The sequence below is a fragment of the Flavobacterium jejuense genome, from assembly GCF_006491595.2.
Taxonomy (GTDB): domain Bacteria; phylum Bacteroidota; class Bacteroidia; order Flavobacteriales; family Flavobacteriaceae; genus Flavobacterium; species Flavobacterium jejuense.
The window spans coordinates 66,568-82,686 of the sequence record NZ_VEVQ02000019.1; the positions used below are offsets into that span (position 1 = coordinate 66,568).

23 protein-coding genes are annotated in these 16,119 nt (G+C 28.9%); 14 read left to right on the forward strand and 9 right to left on the reverse strand.

Annotated features, from left to right (window positions below):
- Positions 1 to 43 precede the first annotated feature (43 nt).
- The gene (locus tag FIA58_RS19765) at positions 44 to 763 is read right to left on the reverse strand and encodes a 3-ketoacyl-ACP reductase (protein ID WP_140964425.1); all 720 of its coding nucleotides are present in this window, start codon (positions 761 to 763) and stop codon (positions 44 to 46) included.
- A gap of 149 nt (positions 764 to 912) precedes the next feature.
- Complete coding sequence (locus FIA58_RS19770; protein ID WP_140964426.1) at positions 913 to 1,371, reverse strand: GNAT family N-acetyltransferase; 459 nt, start codon at positions 1,369 to 1,371, stop codon at positions 913 to 915.
- A 114-nt stretch (positions 1,372 to 1,485) separates the two neighbouring features.
- Here FIA58_RS19770 and FIA58_RS19775 point away from each other — a divergent pair, with 114 nt between their 5' ends.
- The 8 genes from FIA58_RS19775 to FIA58_RS19810 all read left to right on the forward strand — a co-directional run bounded on the left by FIA58_RS19775 (position 1,486) and on the right by FIA58_RS19810 (position 7,185).
- Positions 1,486 to 2,418, forward strand: a complete 933-nt coding sequence (locus FIA58_RS19775) for a peptidylprolyl isomerase (RefSeq protein ID WP_140964427.1) — start codon at positions 1,486 to 1,488, stop codon at positions 2,416 to 2,418.
- Positions 2,419 to 2,553: 135 nt separating this feature from the next.
- Positions 2,554 to 2,856 (forward strand): c-type cytochrome, encoded by a 303-nt coding sequence (locus FIA58_RS19780; protein ID WP_140964428.1) that lies wholly within the window; start codon positions 2,554 to 2,556, stop codon positions 2,854 to 2,856.
- 457 nt (positions 2,857 to 3,313) lie between these two features.
- Entirely contained in the window at positions 3,314 to 3,544 is a 231-nt protein-coding gene (locus FIA58_RS19785) for a microviridin/marinostatin family tricyclic proteinase inhibitor (RefSeq protein ID WP_140964429.1), read from the forward strand.
- 108 nt (positions 3,545 to 3,652) lie between these two features.
- Positions 3,653 to 4,648 carry an MvdC/MvdD family ATP grasp protein gene (locus FIA58_RS19790; protein WP_140964430.1) on the forward strand — a complete coding sequence of 332 codons (996 nt, stop codon included), beginning with the start codon at positions 3,653 to 3,655 and terminating at the stop codon, positions 4,646 to 4,648.
- Between the two features lie 33 nt (positions 4,649 to 4,681).
- Positions 4,682 to 5,698: an MvdC/MvdD family ATP grasp protein gene (locus FIA58_RS19795; protein WP_140964431.1), complete on the forward strand. Its 1,017-nt coding sequence runs from the start codon at positions 4,682 to 4,684 to the stop codon at positions 5,696 to 5,698.
- A gap of 112 nt (positions 5,699 to 5,810) precedes the next feature.
- Positions 5,811 to 6,311, forward strand: coding sequence for a hypothetical protein (locus FIA58_RS19800; protein WP_140964432.1), 501 nt, complete (start codon positions 5,811 to 5,813; stop codon positions 6,309 to 6,311).
- A gap of 36 nt (positions 6,312 to 6,347) precedes the next feature.
- Positions 6,348 to 6,806: a hypothetical protein gene (locus FIA58_RS19805; protein ID WP_140964433.1), complete on the forward strand. Its 459-nt coding sequence runs from the start codon at positions 6,348 to 6,350 to the stop codon at positions 6,804 to 6,806.
- A 46-nt stretch (positions 6,807 to 6,852) separates the two neighbouring features.
- A complete protein-coding gene (locus tag FIA58_RS19810) occupies positions 6,853 to 7,185 on the forward strand; it encodes a hypothetical protein (protein ID WP_140964434.1) in 333 nt (110 codons plus the stop codon).
- 39 nt (positions 7,186 to 7,224) lie between these two features.
- Here FIA58_RS19810 and FIA58_RS19815 read toward each other — a convergent pair whose 3' ends face one another.
- From FIA58_RS19815 to FIA58_RS19825, 3 genes are all read right to left on the reverse strand, one after another.
- Positions 7,225 to 7,704 carry a hypothetical protein gene (locus FIA58_RS19815; protein ID WP_140964435.1) on the reverse strand — a complete coding sequence of 160 codons (480 nt, stop codon included), beginning with the start codon at positions 7,702 to 7,704 and terminating at the stop codon, positions 7,225 to 7,227.
- A gap of 86 nt (positions 7,705 to 7,790) precedes the next feature.
- The gene (locus FIA58_RS19820) at positions 7,791 to 8,189 is read right to left on the reverse strand and encodes a hypothetical protein (protein WP_140964436.1); all 399 of its coding nucleotides are present in this window, start codon (positions 8,187 to 8,189) and stop codon (positions 7,791 to 7,793) included.
- Between the two features lie 52 nt (positions 8,190 to 8,241).
- Positions 8,242 to 8,796: a thioredoxin family protein gene (locus FIA58_RS19825; RefSeq protein ID WP_140964437.1), complete on the reverse strand. Its 555-nt coding sequence runs from the start codon at positions 8,794 to 8,796 to the stop codon at positions 8,242 to 8,244.
- A 118-nt stretch (positions 8,797 to 8,914) separates the two neighbouring features.
- Between FIA58_RS19825 and FIA58_RS19830 the strand changes: the two genes are divergently transcribed.
- Positions 8,915 to 9,376, forward strand: a complete 462-nt coding sequence (locus tag FIA58_RS19830) for an Mpo1 family 2-hydroxy fatty acid dioxygenase (protein ID WP_140964438.1) — start codon at positions 8,915 to 8,917, stop codon at positions 9,374 to 9,376.
- A complete protein-coding gene (locus FIA58_RS19835) occupies positions 9,366 to 9,710 on the forward strand; it encodes a tRNA-binding protein (protein WP_140964439.1) in 345 nt (114 codons plus the stop codon). The genes FIA58_RS19830 and FIA58_RS19835 overlap by 11 nt, the downstream gene beginning before the upstream one ends.
- Before the next feature lie 46 nt (positions 9,711 to 9,756).
- On the opposite strand, the gene FIA58_RS19840 is transcribed toward FIA58_RS19835, so the two are convergent.
- Positions 9,757 to 10,131 (reverse strand): PUR family DNA/RNA-binding protein, encoded by a 375-nt coding sequence (locus tag FIA58_RS19840; protein WP_140964448.1) that lies wholly within the window; start codon positions 10,129 to 10,131, stop codon positions 9,757 to 9,759.
- 70 nt (positions 10,132 to 10,201) lie between these two features.
- Complete coding sequence (locus FIA58_RS19845) at positions 10,202 to 11,950, reverse strand: ABC transporter ATP-binding protein (RefSeq protein ID WP_140964440.1); 1,749 nt, start codon at positions 11,948 to 11,950, stop codon at positions 10,202 to 10,204.
- A 190-nt stretch (positions 11,951 to 12,140) separates the two neighbouring features.
- Between FIA58_RS19845 and FIA58_RS19850 the strand changes: the two genes are divergently transcribed.
- From FIA58_RS19850 to yajC, 4 genes are all read left to right on the forward strand, one after another.
- Positions 12,141 to 13,247, forward strand: coding sequence for a Glu/Leu/Phe/Val dehydrogenase dimerization domain-containing protein (locus FIA58_RS19850; RefSeq protein ID WP_140964441.1), 1,107 nt, complete (start codon positions 12,141 to 12,143; stop codon positions 13,245 to 13,247).
- A gap of 80 nt (positions 13,248 to 13,327) precedes the next feature.
- On the forward strand, positions 13,328 to 14,275 hold the full coding sequence (gene nusB, locus FIA58_RS19855) for a transcription antitermination factor NusB (RefSeq protein ID WP_165928962.1): 948 nt from the start codon (positions 13,328 to 13,330) through the stop codon (positions 14,273 to 14,275).
- 21 nt (positions 14,276 to 14,296) lie between these two features.
- Positions 14,297 to 14,848: a DUF1573 domain-containing protein gene (locus tag FIA58_RS19860; protein WP_140964442.1), complete on the forward strand. Its 552-nt coding sequence runs from the start codon at positions 14,297 to 14,299 to the stop codon at positions 14,846 to 14,848.
- A gap of 10 nt (positions 14,849 to 14,858) precedes the next feature.
- Positions 14,859 to 15,140, forward strand: coding sequence for a preprotein translocase subunit YajC (gene yajC / locus FIA58_RS19865; RefSeq protein WP_140964443.1), 282 nt, complete (start codon positions 14,859 to 14,861; stop codon positions 15,138 to 15,140).
- Positions 15,141 to 15,217: 77 nt separating this feature from the next.
- On the opposite strand, the gene FIA58_RS19870 is transcribed toward yajC, so the two are convergent.
- Positions 15,218 to 15,799, reverse strand: coding sequence for a YdeI/OmpD-associated family protein (locus FIA58_RS19870; RefSeq protein ID WP_140964444.1), 582 nt, complete (start codon positions 15,797 to 15,799; stop codon positions 15,218 to 15,220).
- A 73-nt stretch (positions 15,800 to 15,872) separates the two neighbouring features.
- A partial coding sequence (locus FIA58_RS19875; protein WP_165928963.1) for a hypothetical protein occupies positions 15,873 to 16,119 on the reverse strand: 247 nt, incomplete at its 5' end.

The window sequence follows — 16,119 nt, forward strand, 5'->3', positions numbered from 1 at the left end:
AAAAGATTCAATTATGCATTTGTGTTTGTTTATTTGTGTTTTTTTACGGATTGGTTGACCAAAGTGAAGCTCCTTTCAACATAGCTCTTCTAGGTAATTTTAATCCTGCTACAATTAATTCTGCAAAATCTTCTGGTTGTAAAACGGTTTCTGTAGTGTCTTTACTAGCAATTCCTAAATCAATTGTCATATCTGAAACAATTGTGCTTGGTGTTAAAGTACAAACACGAATATTGTTTTTACGAACTTCTTTCATCAATGATTCCGACATGCCAATTACAGCAAATTTTGAAGCAGAATAAGCAGAAGTGTTTGGATTTCCACTTAAACCAGCTGTTGAAGAAACGTTTATAATATCACCTTCATTTTTCTCAATCAAAAACGGAAGGACTTCTTTGGTGACATAGTACATTCCCATTACATTGGTTTGAATAATTTCTGTCCATTTAATTACTTCCATATCATTAAAAGAACCAAAAGCAGCTATTCCAGCATTGTTTACCAAAATATCAACGGCACCAATAGTAGCGATAATTTTTTTGATTCCATTTTTAACTTCGTCATAATTTCCCACATCAAAAACAGCATAAGTGGCTTTTATTCCTAATGCTTGTAATTCGGTAACTGTTTCTTGCAATGTTTTTTCGTTTCTTCCAGTGATAGCTACATCTATTCCTTCTTTTGCAAAAGCAATTGCGGTGGCTTTTCCTAATCCTCTACTGCCACCTGTAATAATAGCTTTTTTACCTTTTAAATGTTCCATTTTAGTTGTTTTTTTGTTCCCAGTAAAGTTACAGCTTTACTAATAAAATGGAAGTTTTAGGTTCTAATTTTATATTAATTTTAGGTAAAATTTATTGGTAATCGAGTAAATAGATTGAAAATGAAATTATTGTAGAATAAAGAGTTAATTTATAAACTCAATTCCATTTGAATATTAGCTCTTTCATAGTCGTTTTCCTTCATAGGGACTTCTATAAAACCATGCTTTATGTACAGATTCAAAGCAGTTTCTAGTTTTCTATTAGAAAGTAACATGATTTTGGTCGCTTTTTTTGATTTTGCAAATGTGATGCACGCTTTCATAAGATGATGACTCAATTTTAAACCTTGAAATTTTGGATCTACTGCTAATTTAGTCAATTCAAATGTGGTGTCGTTTACTCTTTGCATGGCCACAGTTCCTGCTACTTCTTCATTTACTAAACAAAAGAAAATTTCTCCATCAGGTTGTAAGATGTAGGTTTCTAAATTTTCAAAAACTTCTTTATCGTAAGGTTCAACCACAAAATAGGCTTCTAGCCAAGCAGTGTTTAATGCAATAAAATTGGCTTTATATTCAGGTTGGTAAGAAATTATACTAGGATTCATTTTCTTTGTTTTGAAGATGTAAAATTAGAGAAAGTAGGATTATTTTATAGTTTATTTATAAATCTTTTAGATATAATATTAGTAAATTTGCACTTTAATTTAAATAAACAAGACATGCAAGACGGAATTTATGCAAAGTTCAATACTCCTAAGGGAAGCATTTTAGTAAAATTAACACACGATAAAACTCCAGGAACTGTTGGGAATTTTGTTGGTTTAGCTGAAGGTCAGTTAGAAAACACTGCAAAATCAATGGGAACTCCTTATTATAATGGTTTGAAATTTCATAGAGTAATTCCAGATTTTATGATTCAAGGGGGTTGTCCACAAGGAACAGGAACTGGTGATGCAGGTTATAAATTTGATGATGAATTTCATCCAGAATTGAAACATGATAGACCAGGTGTTTTATCTATGGCAAATGCAGGACCTGGAACAAATGGCTCTCAGTTTTTTATCACGCACATTCCAACGGATTGGTTAGACGGAAAACATACTGTTTTTGGTCATGTAATAGAAGGACAAGATGTAGTTGATGCAGTGGCTCAAGGAGATTTAATTGAATCTTTAGAAATTGTTAGAGTTGGTGAGGAAGCTAAAAATTGGAATGCTATTGAAGCGTTTAGAACTTTTGAAGGATCTCGTGAAAAAAGATTAGCAGAACAAAAAAAACAAGCGGAAGAAGCTTTAGAAAAATTAGCAGCTGGTTTTTCAAAAACTGAAAGTGGATTACGTTACCAAATTATCCAAAAAGGAAACGGTACGCAAGCTGAAAAAGGGAAAAAAGTATCCGTTCATTATCAAGGTGCTTTAGAAAACGGACAAGTTTTTGACTCTTCTTACAAAAGAAAACAACCTATCGATTTCCAATTAGGTGTTGGGCAAGTTATTGAAGGTTGGGACGAAGGTATTGCTTTATTAAAAGTAGGAGACAAAGCTCGTTTTGTGATTCCTTCTTATTTAGGATACGGTTCTCGTGGTGCTGGAGGAGTTATTCCACCAGATGCAACTTTAGTATTTGATGTAGAATTAATGGACGTTAAATAGTTATCAGAAATAGGTAATTAGTTTTGTAATATTTAAAATCCTGAAGAAATTTTTTTTCAGGATTTTTCTTTTATGTTAATCTTATTTACTATGTTTTTTGATTTTGTATTTTTACCAAAATATTAAATAAAAATCATGAAATTAAAAATTGCAATTGGATTAATTTTAAGTCTTTTTTTTGTTGCTTGCTCATCAAGTAAGAAAAACGTTGTTGAAGCTATTGAAATAAAAGAAGTGGAACAAGTTCATCTCCAGCCTGAATTAGCTCAGGGAAAAGTATTATATGAGAACAATTGTGGAAAATGCCATACTTTACATAGTGCTGATAAATATTCAAAAGAACAATGGAGTCCTATTGTTTTAAGAATGCAAAAGAAAGCTAGAGTTAATGATGAGCAACGTGAATTAATTTATAATTATTTAGTAATGAATAAATAATATTTTTGTTCTTATTTTAATCATTTAATTGTGAGCAAAAATTTTACAATATGAAGAGGTAATTTTCTATTTTATCTTTAGTAAAATTCAATATTGTGGTTACGGTTTTATACTTTAGGTAATTGTAGTATGTACATAAAAACAGAGTTCCTGAAAAACTAAAAGATTAAAAATAGAGGTAATTACTAAAAAGAATTCCACTCCAAAGTTTAAATTTAGATATTTTGTGTTCTTCTGAGTATGAAAAACAATCCAAACAATTTGGGAATAAATAAATGGATTTAGCATTTATTTTTTTTAAATAAGTAAAAGTATAATAAAAGAAATGAACTAAGGGACAATATATTTTTTAACGTTTTTTTATATATTTTTATGAGTTTTTCTCATAAAAGAATACTAAATTAGTTCGGTTATTTGCAAATACACTAAAACAGAAAATTAATTTAAACAGAAAAACATGAAAAAACAAGAATTAAAGAAGCCTTTTTTTGCGAATTTTTTAGAAAATCAATTGACTAAAGAAGGGTCAAATGAAGTACAGGGTGGTGTAACTTCTAGAACAGAAGATATATATCAAACACTAAAATACCCTTCTGATAGCGATGAAGATACAACTAAACCAGCTTTAGATTTAGCGCATACATTAAAATATCCTTCAGATAATGATGAAGGTGGAGCTAGTAGTTAATGTATCATAAAAAAAGTATGAAGAGTAGCAATTTAACTGCTACTCTTTGTTTTTTAATTCATTAAAAAAAGAATACATGCAGATTTTTCTGATTGTAAATAAATTGCTATGATTTTATGTATAAGCCATAGTAAGGATTATTATACTATTGATATTGTAATAAAACGTTTAAAAGAATTAGGAGAAAACGTCTACAGATTAAATTCTGATGATTTTTCTAGAAAACTATCTATCTCATATAAAAATACACTTGGTGAACCAATATTAGAAATAATTGATGGGTCAAATCATATTACTTCAAATTTGATTGAAGCAGTTTGGTATAGAAAATTGTGGGAGATTACGGTTCCTGAAGATTTAGATAAATCTTATAAAGCAATATATCTACAGGAATATAATACTATGAGAACTTTATTTTTTGATTCGTTAAAAAATAAGGTATGGATTAATCCAATAGAGATTGATCACAGTATAGGTGCAAATAAAGTTGAGCAATTAAGATTGGCTCAAAAAGCAGGTCTTATTATACCAGAAAGTGTTTTTACAAACAATAGTGAAGTAGTTAAACATTTCTTTTATAATGTATGTAATAAGCAAGTTATTGCTAAATTACATGGTTCATTATCTAGAAGTATGGAAGGAAACACTCCTTTTTTTCCAACGACACTTGTTCTTGAAGAACATTTGCAACAATTAAGTGATAGTTTAGAATATTGTCCAATGATTTTTCAAAGAAAGATTGAAAAACAATATGAATTAAGAGTAATTTATGTTGATGAAACATTCTTTGTAGGTAAGATAAATGCAACATTATCAGAAACAGGTAAAATTGATTGGCGAGCAACTAAAGAAGGAAATATTGGTTGGGATGTTTATGAATTGCCAAAAGATGTTTGTTCTTCAATTACTAAAATGATGAAAAGCATGGGATTACTTTTTGGAGCAATAGATGTTATTAGACAAAAAGACGGACAGTATGTTTTTTTAGAAGTAAATCCACAAGGAGAATGGGGAATGCTTCAAAGGGATTTAGGATACCCAATAGGTGAAACAATTGCTGAAAAACTAGTGGAAAGAAGAAATAAAAGAAAAAATATAGAATAGAAGATTTTGATAATTTTTTAAAAATTAAGATATATGAAAAAAGTATTGATTATTACCCACAGTAGGGATAATGAATGCGTCACAATCATCTCTAATAAGATTAAAGAGATGGGAGGATATCCTATTCGTTTCAATGTAGACGAATATCCTACTAAATATTCATTAAGTTCTTGTTATGAAGACAAGCAATGGAAAGTTTTTTTAGACTATGAAGGACATAGAGAATCTTTACATGATATTGAATCTTTGTGGTATAGAAGAAGTCATAATTTAGGAGATGGATTAAATTCAGTTCTTGATGGAGAATATTTAAGTAGTGTACACGGAGAAATTCGTGTTACTTTATATGGTATGCTTGAAAGTTTGAATTGTTTTCAAATAGGAAAGTATAGTTCTTATAGACGATTAGATAGTAAAGAAGAACAAATGAAGATTGCTTCTTTTTTAGGCTTGCTTGTTCCTGATACTTGCATTACAAACAGTCCGGAAGAAGCTAATAAATTTGTTAAGGCACACCCAAATGGAGCAATTGTAAAAATGCAAAGTTCTTTTGCAATTTATAAAGACGGTTTTGAAAATGTTGTTTTTACTAATGTTGTAAAAGAAGAAGATTTAGAAAAAATAGATACACTTCAGTATTGTCCAATGCAATTTCAAGAAAAATTAGAAAAAGAAGTTGAATTGAGAGTTACTATTGTTGGAGATGAGATTTTTGCTTTTGCAGTAGATTCTCAAAAATTAGCAAATGCAAAAGTAGATTGGCGTAGAGAAGGAACTACATTGTTAAATGATTGGGTGCCATATGAATTGCCAGCCAATATAAAAAGCAAACTATTAGAAATGATGGATATTTATCAAATAAATTATGGAGCAATAGATATTATTGTGACACCAGATGATAAGTATTATTTCTTAGAAATTAATTCAGCTGGAGAGTTTTATTGGTTGGATAGACTAATAGATGGTGCAATAACTACTCAAATGACGAAAGTACTATTAGGAGAAACTTTCAGACGTTATAAACCTGTTCTAGAAACAGCTATTTATTAATAAATAAAGATGTCAATAAACTAAAAGCCACTTATTAAATATATAATGAGTGGCTTTTTATAAAAGCGATTTTTGTTTTTGATTTTGTATTTTTACCAATATTTTTATTTTTATGAAACATATTTTCTCTTGCTTCTTTTTTCTTTGCTCTTTTTTCACCTACAGTCAAATCCAACATTGTGGTTATGATTTCACATCCTACATTGTTGTAAATGCACATGAAAACGGTGTTGTTGCAAATCCAGAAGACTTGAAGATTACCGTTGTTTCTGAAAATGGAACTGCAGTGATAAACGTTAATAATATGTACAGTTGGAACAAAGGAAATGAACCTATGGTCTTTACTCAAAATTATTTGGTGAGTAAAGCAGGAGAAAAAGAACGATATTTTTTTCCTTATGCGAAGGATAATTACTTTATTTCGGTTACCAATACATTTCCAGCTGAGAATTTTAGTATTAAAGTAGAAGATATCAATGGTATTTACAAAACCGCAACGATTCCTTTGCAAAGTTTTAATTTGTACATATTATGCTCAACAGAGAATCAAAAAGCAAAAATGTTTGGTAAAAGAACCAATAGTCCAGTTGAGGTTATTTTGGAGAAGGAGTAGTGTTTGATAGTTTGGTATAATTCATTAAAAGTGAGAATGATTTTACATGCTTTATATTTCTTTTTTTATGTTAAGTTTCCAGAAAGTTGGATTGAATTCCTTATCAACAAAAAAAGAGTACAAATTTTAAAAGTAATTGCTAAAAAAGGGCATTATAAAAATAGAATGCAAATTGCTGAACAATTGGAGCAATTAAATGATATAGGAAAATTAGAGCTTCTTCCGATTTTAATAAATGATTCAATTGAATTTATTTTTGAGAAAACGACTGTGGTTTCCGAAACTTTGTTTTTAAAGAAAGATTTGAAAGCTAAGATTGAAGAACGAAAAATATATTGGTTAAATAAAAAAAATGCTGAAGAAAAACAAAAGGGCATTACTTCTGAAAACTTAAAAAACACGTCAAACTTTAAGCGTAAATTTGGTTCAGGAGAATCTTTAAAAAATGCTAAAGAAATGTTGAAAAAACCTATGAATACTGGAAAATGGTTTTGAAGAAACTAGTTGAAGGTGTTTATTGGAAGCTTTAATTTGAATTGTAATGAGCAAAAATAGTAGTATACAATTTCAAGATTATTTTAAATTGTATGTTTTATTCAAGGATAAAATTATTTTTGAAGAGTTATTATTTAAAAATGATATCAAATTTTGCAATGATGATAATGAAATTTTAAATGATAGTTGTCGTTACTTTTTATTAAATAAAGATCGAAACAAAATTGATAAATTATTGATTGGTAATAAAATTATTGCAAGTACTGAAACGATTCCAACTTATGATTATAGAGAAAACATAAAAGTTCAAAGAATATTTTTTTTAGTTATTTTAGTTGTTATTGTGTTAATGGTAATTGCGATTTTTATTTTTGATTGAAATTAATCAGCTAGGTCACTTTTGTTGTAATTTTATTTTTTATTCCATTGATCTGTATAAGTCTGATAGTTCTTTTTTTATTTTTTTTAAATTCGCTTTTATCTTTTTAAAAGCCAAAAATAAATAGAAATAAATTAGACTTAGAATTAAGAGAACTGGTAAAATATTTAATTTCAGTAATAATAAAAAGCAATAAATCAATAACAAACTCATAATTGTAATATTGATAAGAAATCTAAAGTAAGATATGCCTTGAATAGTTGTTTTAACTGAAAGTAAATCATTCACATTTTTAAAACTTAAATTTATAAAAGTTTTTACTTGGTATGTTTTAAATCCAAAACCACTTTCTTTTTCTCTAAACTCCATAGAATTTTGATAAAAATTACCAACATATTTAATTTTGTCGCTTGCTATTAAGAAATAATCTGTTTTAAAGCTGCTATCGGTTGCAACTTTTATTTTTTTTATAAAATCTTCTTTTAATTGATGTTTTTTTAAAAAATCGTCTAATAGCATATGTTTTTTAAGAATATATTCTTTATTTTTTTGAATGTTTGGTGATTTTTTTGTTTTAAAACGTATTTTAAATGGGTTCTGAGTGTTTAGTTTTTACTTTGTATTATTTTAAAATAGTTTTCTATTTCTTTGTCATTTAAGTCTTTTTCTAAATCACTAATATAGATTGATTTAAGACCAACTCTTTCAAAGACTTCTTCAATTACTCTTATTTCTACTTCAGAAAGACCATTTTTATTCATTTCCTTTTGATGAATCAAAGCTTTTGTGTTGAAATTAATTAGATTTAATTGTTTAAAAGTAGTTTTATAAAATGTTACTGCTTTATTAAAATCAGCAATTAATAAACGATCGTTGTTAAAAGGAATTTCTGATACACTTTGATGGTTTTTTTGTGTGTCTATGTCTTTAATTGCTACATTATTTTTGTATAATTGGATGTAAAGTCTTCTTTTTTTGAATTTTTGAATTATATTTTTTAGCATAAAGGCTTAATTTATTGACTACTGAGGCCAAATATACTGGAAACTAATGTAATTACTTCCACTTAATCCCACAACCCATACTTGGTTTTTGTACTTCGTTTAAATGTCTGTTGTAAATAATGCTATCAATAGCATTTCTTAAATCGCTTCCACTTACTGGAATGCCGTTTCCGGGTCTAGAGTCGTCTAATTGCCCTCTGTAAACCAATCTGTCTTCTGCATCAAATAAATAGAAATCGGGTGTGCAAGCTGCATCATAAGCTTTGGCAACTTGCTGACTTTCGTCATATAAATAAGGAAAATCAATTTTATGTTCTAGCGCAAAATCAGCCATTTTTTCTGGAGCATCTTGTGGGTATTTTACCACATCATTACTAGAAATAGCAACAATGCCCAATCCTTGTACGCGATAATCATTAGCAATCATCACAATTTCGTCAATTACATGTAATACAAACGGACAATGATTGCAAATAAACATAACTAAAGTTCCTTTATGACCTTTGCATTCGCTAAAATTAAAATTGGTATTAAAATTGGTTGCAGGTAATAAAAAGTTAGTTGCCTTGCTACCTAGAGCTAACATATTTGATGGAGTATTTGCCATTGTAAAATTAGGAATTAGAAGTTAGAATACAGAAATAGTACCTCTGTTATTATTATACGTAGTATTTGTGAATTTGTTACAAAATGGTTAGTTTTATATACAAACAATATCGGTAATTATGAAAAATTTAAATGATTGGTTTACAGAATACAGTGTGAGTCATCAAAATATGACCAATAAAAAAATTCATTATATCTGTGTGCCTTTAATCTTTTTCTCTGTGGTGGGATTGATTATGAGTATTCCTAATAATTTGCTTTCTCCTTTAGTGAGAATTCATCCTATAATGGGTAATTGGGCTTTTATTATAATGATTTTGGTGTTGCTTTTTTATTTTAGATTGTCGTTGCAAATGGGTTTGAAAATGATGATTTTTACGCTTTTGTGCTTAATTGGGAATGATTGGATTGGACAAAAAGTGTCATTAGCATGGTTTTCATTGGCAGTTTTTGCTGTTGGATGGATTGGTCAGTTTTATGGTCATAAAATTGAAGGTAAAAAACCTTCTTTTTTTAAAGATTTGCAGTTTTTATTAATTGGCCCAGCTTGGGTTATACAATCAGTTTTTAATGGAAAATAATACAATTACTTGGGGTGATTTTGAAAAAGTTGAAATTAGAGTTGGGACAATAATTGCTGCAACTGATTTTCTAAAAGCAAGAAAACCAGCATATCAGTTACAAATTGATTTTGGTACTGAGATTGGAATTAAAAAATCATCAGCTCAAATAAAAACGCATTATAAAGAAGAGGATTTAATTGGTAAACAAATCATTGCTGTGGTTAATTTTCCTAAGAAGCAAATTGGGAATTTTATGAGTGAATGTTTGGTGTTGGGTTTAGTAGGTGAAGGTAATGATGTAGTTTTATTATCACCAGATATACTTGTTCCTAATGGTTTAAGGATGGCATAAAAAAAGTCCGATATAATCGGACTTCTATTTTTTCTAAAAAAAATGATTAAATATCATCAAAATCTATATTAGTGAAACTGTCTGTTGAAGGAGTTTCTGAAGCGGATTCTGTATAAACTTCTTTTTTGAAATCTTTTTGGTGTCTTTCAGAAATAACTTCTTCTCCTTTTTGAGAGACTACGAAATCAGTCATTTCATCTAGGATTTCTTTAAAAGCAACAAAATCTTCTTTGTATAAATAGATTTTATGTTTCTTAAAATGATAAGAACCATCTTCTTCTGTAAATTTTTTACTTTCAGTAATGGTAATGTAATAATCATCAGCTTTTGTAGCTCTTACATCGAAGAAATATGTTCTTCTTCCAGCTCTTAATACCTTAGAAAAGATATCTTCTTTTTCTAACATGTCATTTTCTCTCATAATCCAAACTGTCAATTTTTAGTTTTATCGTTTTCCAAAAGTCTAAAAAAAAAATGTATAAAGCAATAATTTATACAATTTCTTTTTCTGATAGCTGTTTATTGTATAATTCTTTATAATACCCTTCTTTATCTAATAATTGATTATGAGTGCCTTGTTGAATGATTTTTCCGTCTTCTAAAATAATGATGAAATCAGCATTTTTAGCTGATGAAACTCTGTGACTTACTAATAATGTAGTTTTGTCTTTGCAAAATTCCATTAAGTTGTTAAGTATAGCTTCTTCTGTTTCAGTATCAACAGCACTTAGACAATCGTCTAGCAATAAGATGGGTGCATTTTTAATTAATGCTCTTGCAATAGAAACACGTTGTTTTTGGCCGCCAGATAGTGTGATTCCTCTTTCTCCTAAAACGGTATCGTATTTGTTGGTAAATCCTTCAATATTGTGGTGAACATAAGCTTTTTTTGCAGCTTCAATTACTTCTTCGTCAGTAGCATTTTCATTTCCAAACTTAATGTTGTTTTTTATAGAGTCTGAAAATAGAAAGGCATCTTGCGGAACTACTCCTATGTTGTTTCGTAAATCGTCTAGATTAACTTTTTGAATAGGTTTACTGTCAATTAAAATTGTTCCTGAGGTTGTGTCATATAATCTGCTAATTAAGGATAAAATAGAGGATTTTCCAGATCCTGTTTTTCCTAAAATAGCTAATGTTTGCCCTGATTTTATATTAAAAGTGATGTTTTCCAATGCTTTAATGTTTGTGTCTTCATAAGTGAATGATACATTATTAAAGCTGATGTCTCCTTTTATTTCAGAATGTTCTTCCGTCTGATTGAATACTTCGGGTTCAGTTTTTAAGAATTCGTTAATCCTTTTTTGAGAAGCTTCGGCTTCTTGTACTAGAGAAGAAACCCAACCTAGAGAAGCTACTGGCCAAGTTAACATATTAATATACAGTATAAACTGAGCAATTACTCCAATATCTGGAATGTCTCCATTGATATACATCATTCCACCTACATATATGACAACTAGGTTACTGAAACCAATAAGGAGAATCATTAAAGGGCCAAATAACGAATTGGTTTTTGCTAAACTCATCGCTTTTTCGTTGCTATCTTTGGTTAAAGCTGAAAACTCCTTTATTTTTTGTTCCTCAATAGCATATGCTTTGATTACTCGAATGCCAGAAAACATTTCTTGAGCAAAAGATGATAGTGTAGATAGATTCTGTTGAAACAAACCACTTTTTACATGTATTTTTGAACTTATTTTAAAAACACCATAAGAGAGTAATGGTAATGGGATTAATGAATATAAGGTTAATTTTGGTGAAATTAAGGCCATTTGGATGATAACTACTATAAATATAACAAGCGTATTTACAGAGTACATCACAGAAGGACCAACATACATTCTCACTTTGCTTACATCTTCACTGATGCGACTCATTAAGTCACCAGTTCTATTTTGCTTATAAAATTTCTGACTTAATGCTTGATAATGCTTATAAATTTCGTTTTTTAAATCAAATTCAATGTGTCTTGACATTACAATAAGTGTTTGTCTCATTAAAAAAGTTAAAAAACCACCAATTAAGGCAGCTATTAAAGTGTAGATGAAATTATCTACTAAAATGCTGTAAGCTTCTTCTTTTGAAATCAAATTGTTTTCTATAGCTCGCAAAGAGTCTCCAAAAAATTTGGGGACAAACAGTTTGAAAATTTGTGCAGCTATGGTAATAATAATTCCTAATAAAAAACGGTATTTGTATTTTGCAAAATATTTATTTAAATATTGTAATTCTTTCATTTATGATTTATAAGTTATATTCTTTTTTGTTAAAAAAGCAATAAATTATGATTTGTTTTCAATAAAGTAAAAATTTGAATTTGGCAATAAAATTGTCATATCGATAAAAATAACATAATATATTGAATAATTTTAAAATATTTCGTAATATTGTGTTCAATTATTGAATAATTTTCAACACATTAATCATATGTCAACAGAACTATTACAAGCTAAAGAGCTACATAAAGTTGATCCAGTTTTTGGTCAAGTTTCATTTGACGGACATGAGCAAGTTGTTTTTTGCCATGACAAAGATACAGGATTAAAAGCAATTATTGGAATTCATAATACAGTTTTAGGACCAGCATTAGGAGGAACCCGAATGTGGAATTATTCTAACGAATGGGAAGCTTTAAATGATGTATTGCGTTTATCACGTGGTATGACTTTTAAGAACTCTATTTCAGGTTTAAATCTAGGTGGAGGGAAAGCAGTTATAATAGGAGATGCTAAGACTCAAAAAACTCCAGAACTAATGAGACGTTTTGGTCAGTTTGTAGATTCTTTATCTGGAAAATATATAACAGCAGAAGATGTTGGTATGGAAACCAAAGATATGGATACTGTAAGAGAAGTAACTAAATATGTTTCTGGAATTTCAGAAAGCCAAGGTGGTTCAGGGAATCCTTCACCGATTACAGCATATGGTGTTTTTGTAGGGATTAAAGCAGCTGCTAAATATCAATTTGGTTCAGATAATTTAGATGGGAAAAAAGTTTTAGTACAAGGTATTGGTCATGTAGGTGAGGTTTTGGTTGATCATCTTACGCAATCGGGTGCAATTGTTACTATTTCTGATATAAATGAAGATCGTCTGCATGAAGTAGGTTCAAAATATGGAGCTAAAATTTTTACAGGTGATGATTTGTATGGATCTGATGTAGATATTTATGCGCCTTGTGCATTAGGAGCGACTATTAATGATGATACTATTGTTAGACTAAAAGCTAAAGTTATTGCTGGAGCTGCAAATAATCAGTTAGCAAATGAAGTAATTCATGGACAAATTTTAAAAGAAAAAGGAATTTTATATGCTCCAGATTTCTTAATTAATGCTGGTGGTGTAATTAATGTGTATTCTGAATTAGCTAATTTAACAAGAGCACAAGTAATGGAAAAAACAGAGAATATTTACAATACTTCTCTCGAGATTTTTGATTTTGCTTCTAAGAATAATATAACTACTCATCAAGCGGCATTGTCTATTGCTCAAAAAAGAATTGACGATAGAAAAAAAGAGTTAGAGGTTAAATAATATTTTAAATAATATTGTATTTTTGCAAAGCGAAAGAGTTTCTTTCGCTTTCTTAATTTTAAAAAAGTTCTTAAATTAGTATGTTAAATAGAAGACATATACGCGTTAAAGTGATGCAAAGTATTTATGCAATGCACCAACATCAGGGAGAAAACCTGGAAAGAGAAGAGAAATTCTTGTTTCAAAGCATTGATAATATGCATGATTTGTATCTTTTAATGATTTCTGCACTTATAGAGATTCGTGAAAAAGAAGAAGAATATCTAGAATTAGCTTCAAAGAAACATTTAGCAACTAAAGAAGAGCGAAATCCAAGTAAAAAGTTTGTAAAAAATAAAGTTTTAGAATTATTATCTAATAGTAGTTCTTTGCATAGAGCTTTTGATGATAGGAGAATTACAAATTGGAAACGCAATGATGATATTGTTTTGTTTCTATTAGAAGCTATTAAATCCAGTAGTTTTTTTGAAGCTTATATGGAAAAGTCGTCGGAGGAAAATGATTTCAATGAAGATAGAGAACTTATTGCTTCTTTGTTTACTGAAGTAATAGCTCCAAATGAAAAATTATACGATTATTTAGAAGAGCATAAGTTAACATGGTTGGATGATTTGCCAGCAGTAAATACTTTGATTTTGAAACAATTGAAGCAATTAAAACCTCATGATGAGGATTTTTCTGTTTCTAAATTGTATAAAGATATTGAAGATAAGGAATATGTAAAAACCTTATTTAGAAGAACAGTTCTAAATGAAACTGAACTATCTAAAGAGTATATTGATAAGACGCCTAACTGGGATACAGAAAGAATTGCAGAAATTGATACTATTATATTGAAAATGGCAATTTGTGAGTTGTTAAAATTTCCATCAATTCCAGTTAAAGTTACAATTAACGAATATTTAGAGATTGCAAAAGAGTACTCTACACCAAAAAGTAGTATTTTTATCAACGGAATTCTAGATAATTTAGTAAAAGATTTTCAAAAAGATAACCGTTTAATAAAAGCGGGAAGAGGATTATTATAAACAATTAAAATTTTTTTAGTTATGTTAAAAAAAACAGTAAGTCTATTAGTAGTATCATTATTAATGTCAGTTACAGCTTGTAAAGATAACGGATCTGCAAAAATAACAGAGGATGATATGAAAACATTTGAGTCTGAAAAAGGTATTGCTAATACTGAAAGTACACAATCTACAGAAGTTCAAACTGCTGATGCAAATAAAACTACTAAGCCAGTTGATGGTAAATATCCAAAAATTCAATTTAATAAATTAGAGCATGATTTTGGAACAATTAAATCAGGAGATAAAGTAGAAACGGAATTTATGGTTACAAATATAGGAGATGCAGATTTGATAATTTTAGATGCCAAAGGAAGCTGTGGTTGTACAGTGCCAAATCCTCCAAAAGAACCAATTAAACCAGGTAGTTCGGCTCCTATAAAAGTTTCTTTTGATTCTACTGGGAAAACTGGTCAACAAAGTAAATCAGTTACATTGACTACAAATACAGAAGCAGGAACAGAGAATTTTACTATTAAAGCAAATGTCCTTCCTAAAGAAGGTCAAGGGGCTTCACCAATTATGAATAAATAATAAAATATAGATGAATCCAATAATAATACAGGTAGTAGCAATAATAGCTATTTTTTATTTTTTTATAATTTTACCTGGTCAAAGAAGAGTTAAAAAAGAAAAAGCCTTTGAAACAGGTTTAAAAGTAGGTGATAAAATTATTACAAAATCAGGAATCCACGGTAAAATTTCAGAATTGTCAGATACAACAGTTGTTGTTGAAACAATGGCAGGAAAAATAAAGATGGAAAAATCGGCTATTTCTTTAGAAATGAGTGCGAAATTAACAGAAAAAGAAAAAGAGAAAAAGTAATTTCCTATTCTTTTAAATTAAAAAATCCCAAGTTGCTAAATTGTAATTTGAGATTTTTTAATTTATTTGAAATATACTTATCGATACTTATCATTCAATCCAATATTTTCTAAAATCATAGGTTTGATTTTTTCAAAACGAGTAGTTTTAGTTTTCTCTTGTTTGGCATTTGCAATATATTCTATAAATTCGTTTTGTTTATAGGGGGTGAATTTTTCGAAAGCTTTTTTAAGAATATTGTCTTTTTCCAATTCATTTTTTAAAAATTCAGAAGTGATTTGTTCTTTTTTATTGTTTTTTGTTTTAAGAACTAATCCTTTTTCTTCAATACTTATTGCTTCTTTGATGTATTCCAAAATAACTTTTTCGTCAACTTCTTCCAAAGATTGAAAACGCATTTGACGTAAAGATTTTGTTTTTCCTTCTTGTGCATTAATAAGTAACTTTTTTTTATCTTTTAGAAAAACACCATTAAAGAACCATAAACCAAAATAAGATTTAAATCCTCCAATTCCAATTACATTTTTATTTTTAAATGTAAATACATAAGTTCCCCATTTAGTAGTTTCAATTAAATTGGTTTTTTTTAATATCTCCTTTAAATGCTCTAATTCCTTAGTCCATTGATTGGTTTTATCCCATATGTGTTTTTCTGGCATTTCCCTTTTTTATATTCAAATATAAAAAAATAGGGCAAAAATGCCCTATTTAATTCGCAATATTATCTTGTTATTAATTTAAAGTAAAACTTCTCACAGGAGTATATTTTGAAGAACCAGTTGAAGGACTCCAAAGTCTTACCGTCCAATAGTAGGTATTTCCAGAAGTAGGTAAGTTTTGTGTTTCTGTATATTGATTAGGCCAAGTGTAGTTCAATAAATTTGCTGTGCTATAATTTACAGGAACATTCGAAGTAGGATTTGGGTCAGTTGTAAAACCATTTTCTGCCGTCCAACCAGTATTTGCTCTTGCAATTTGT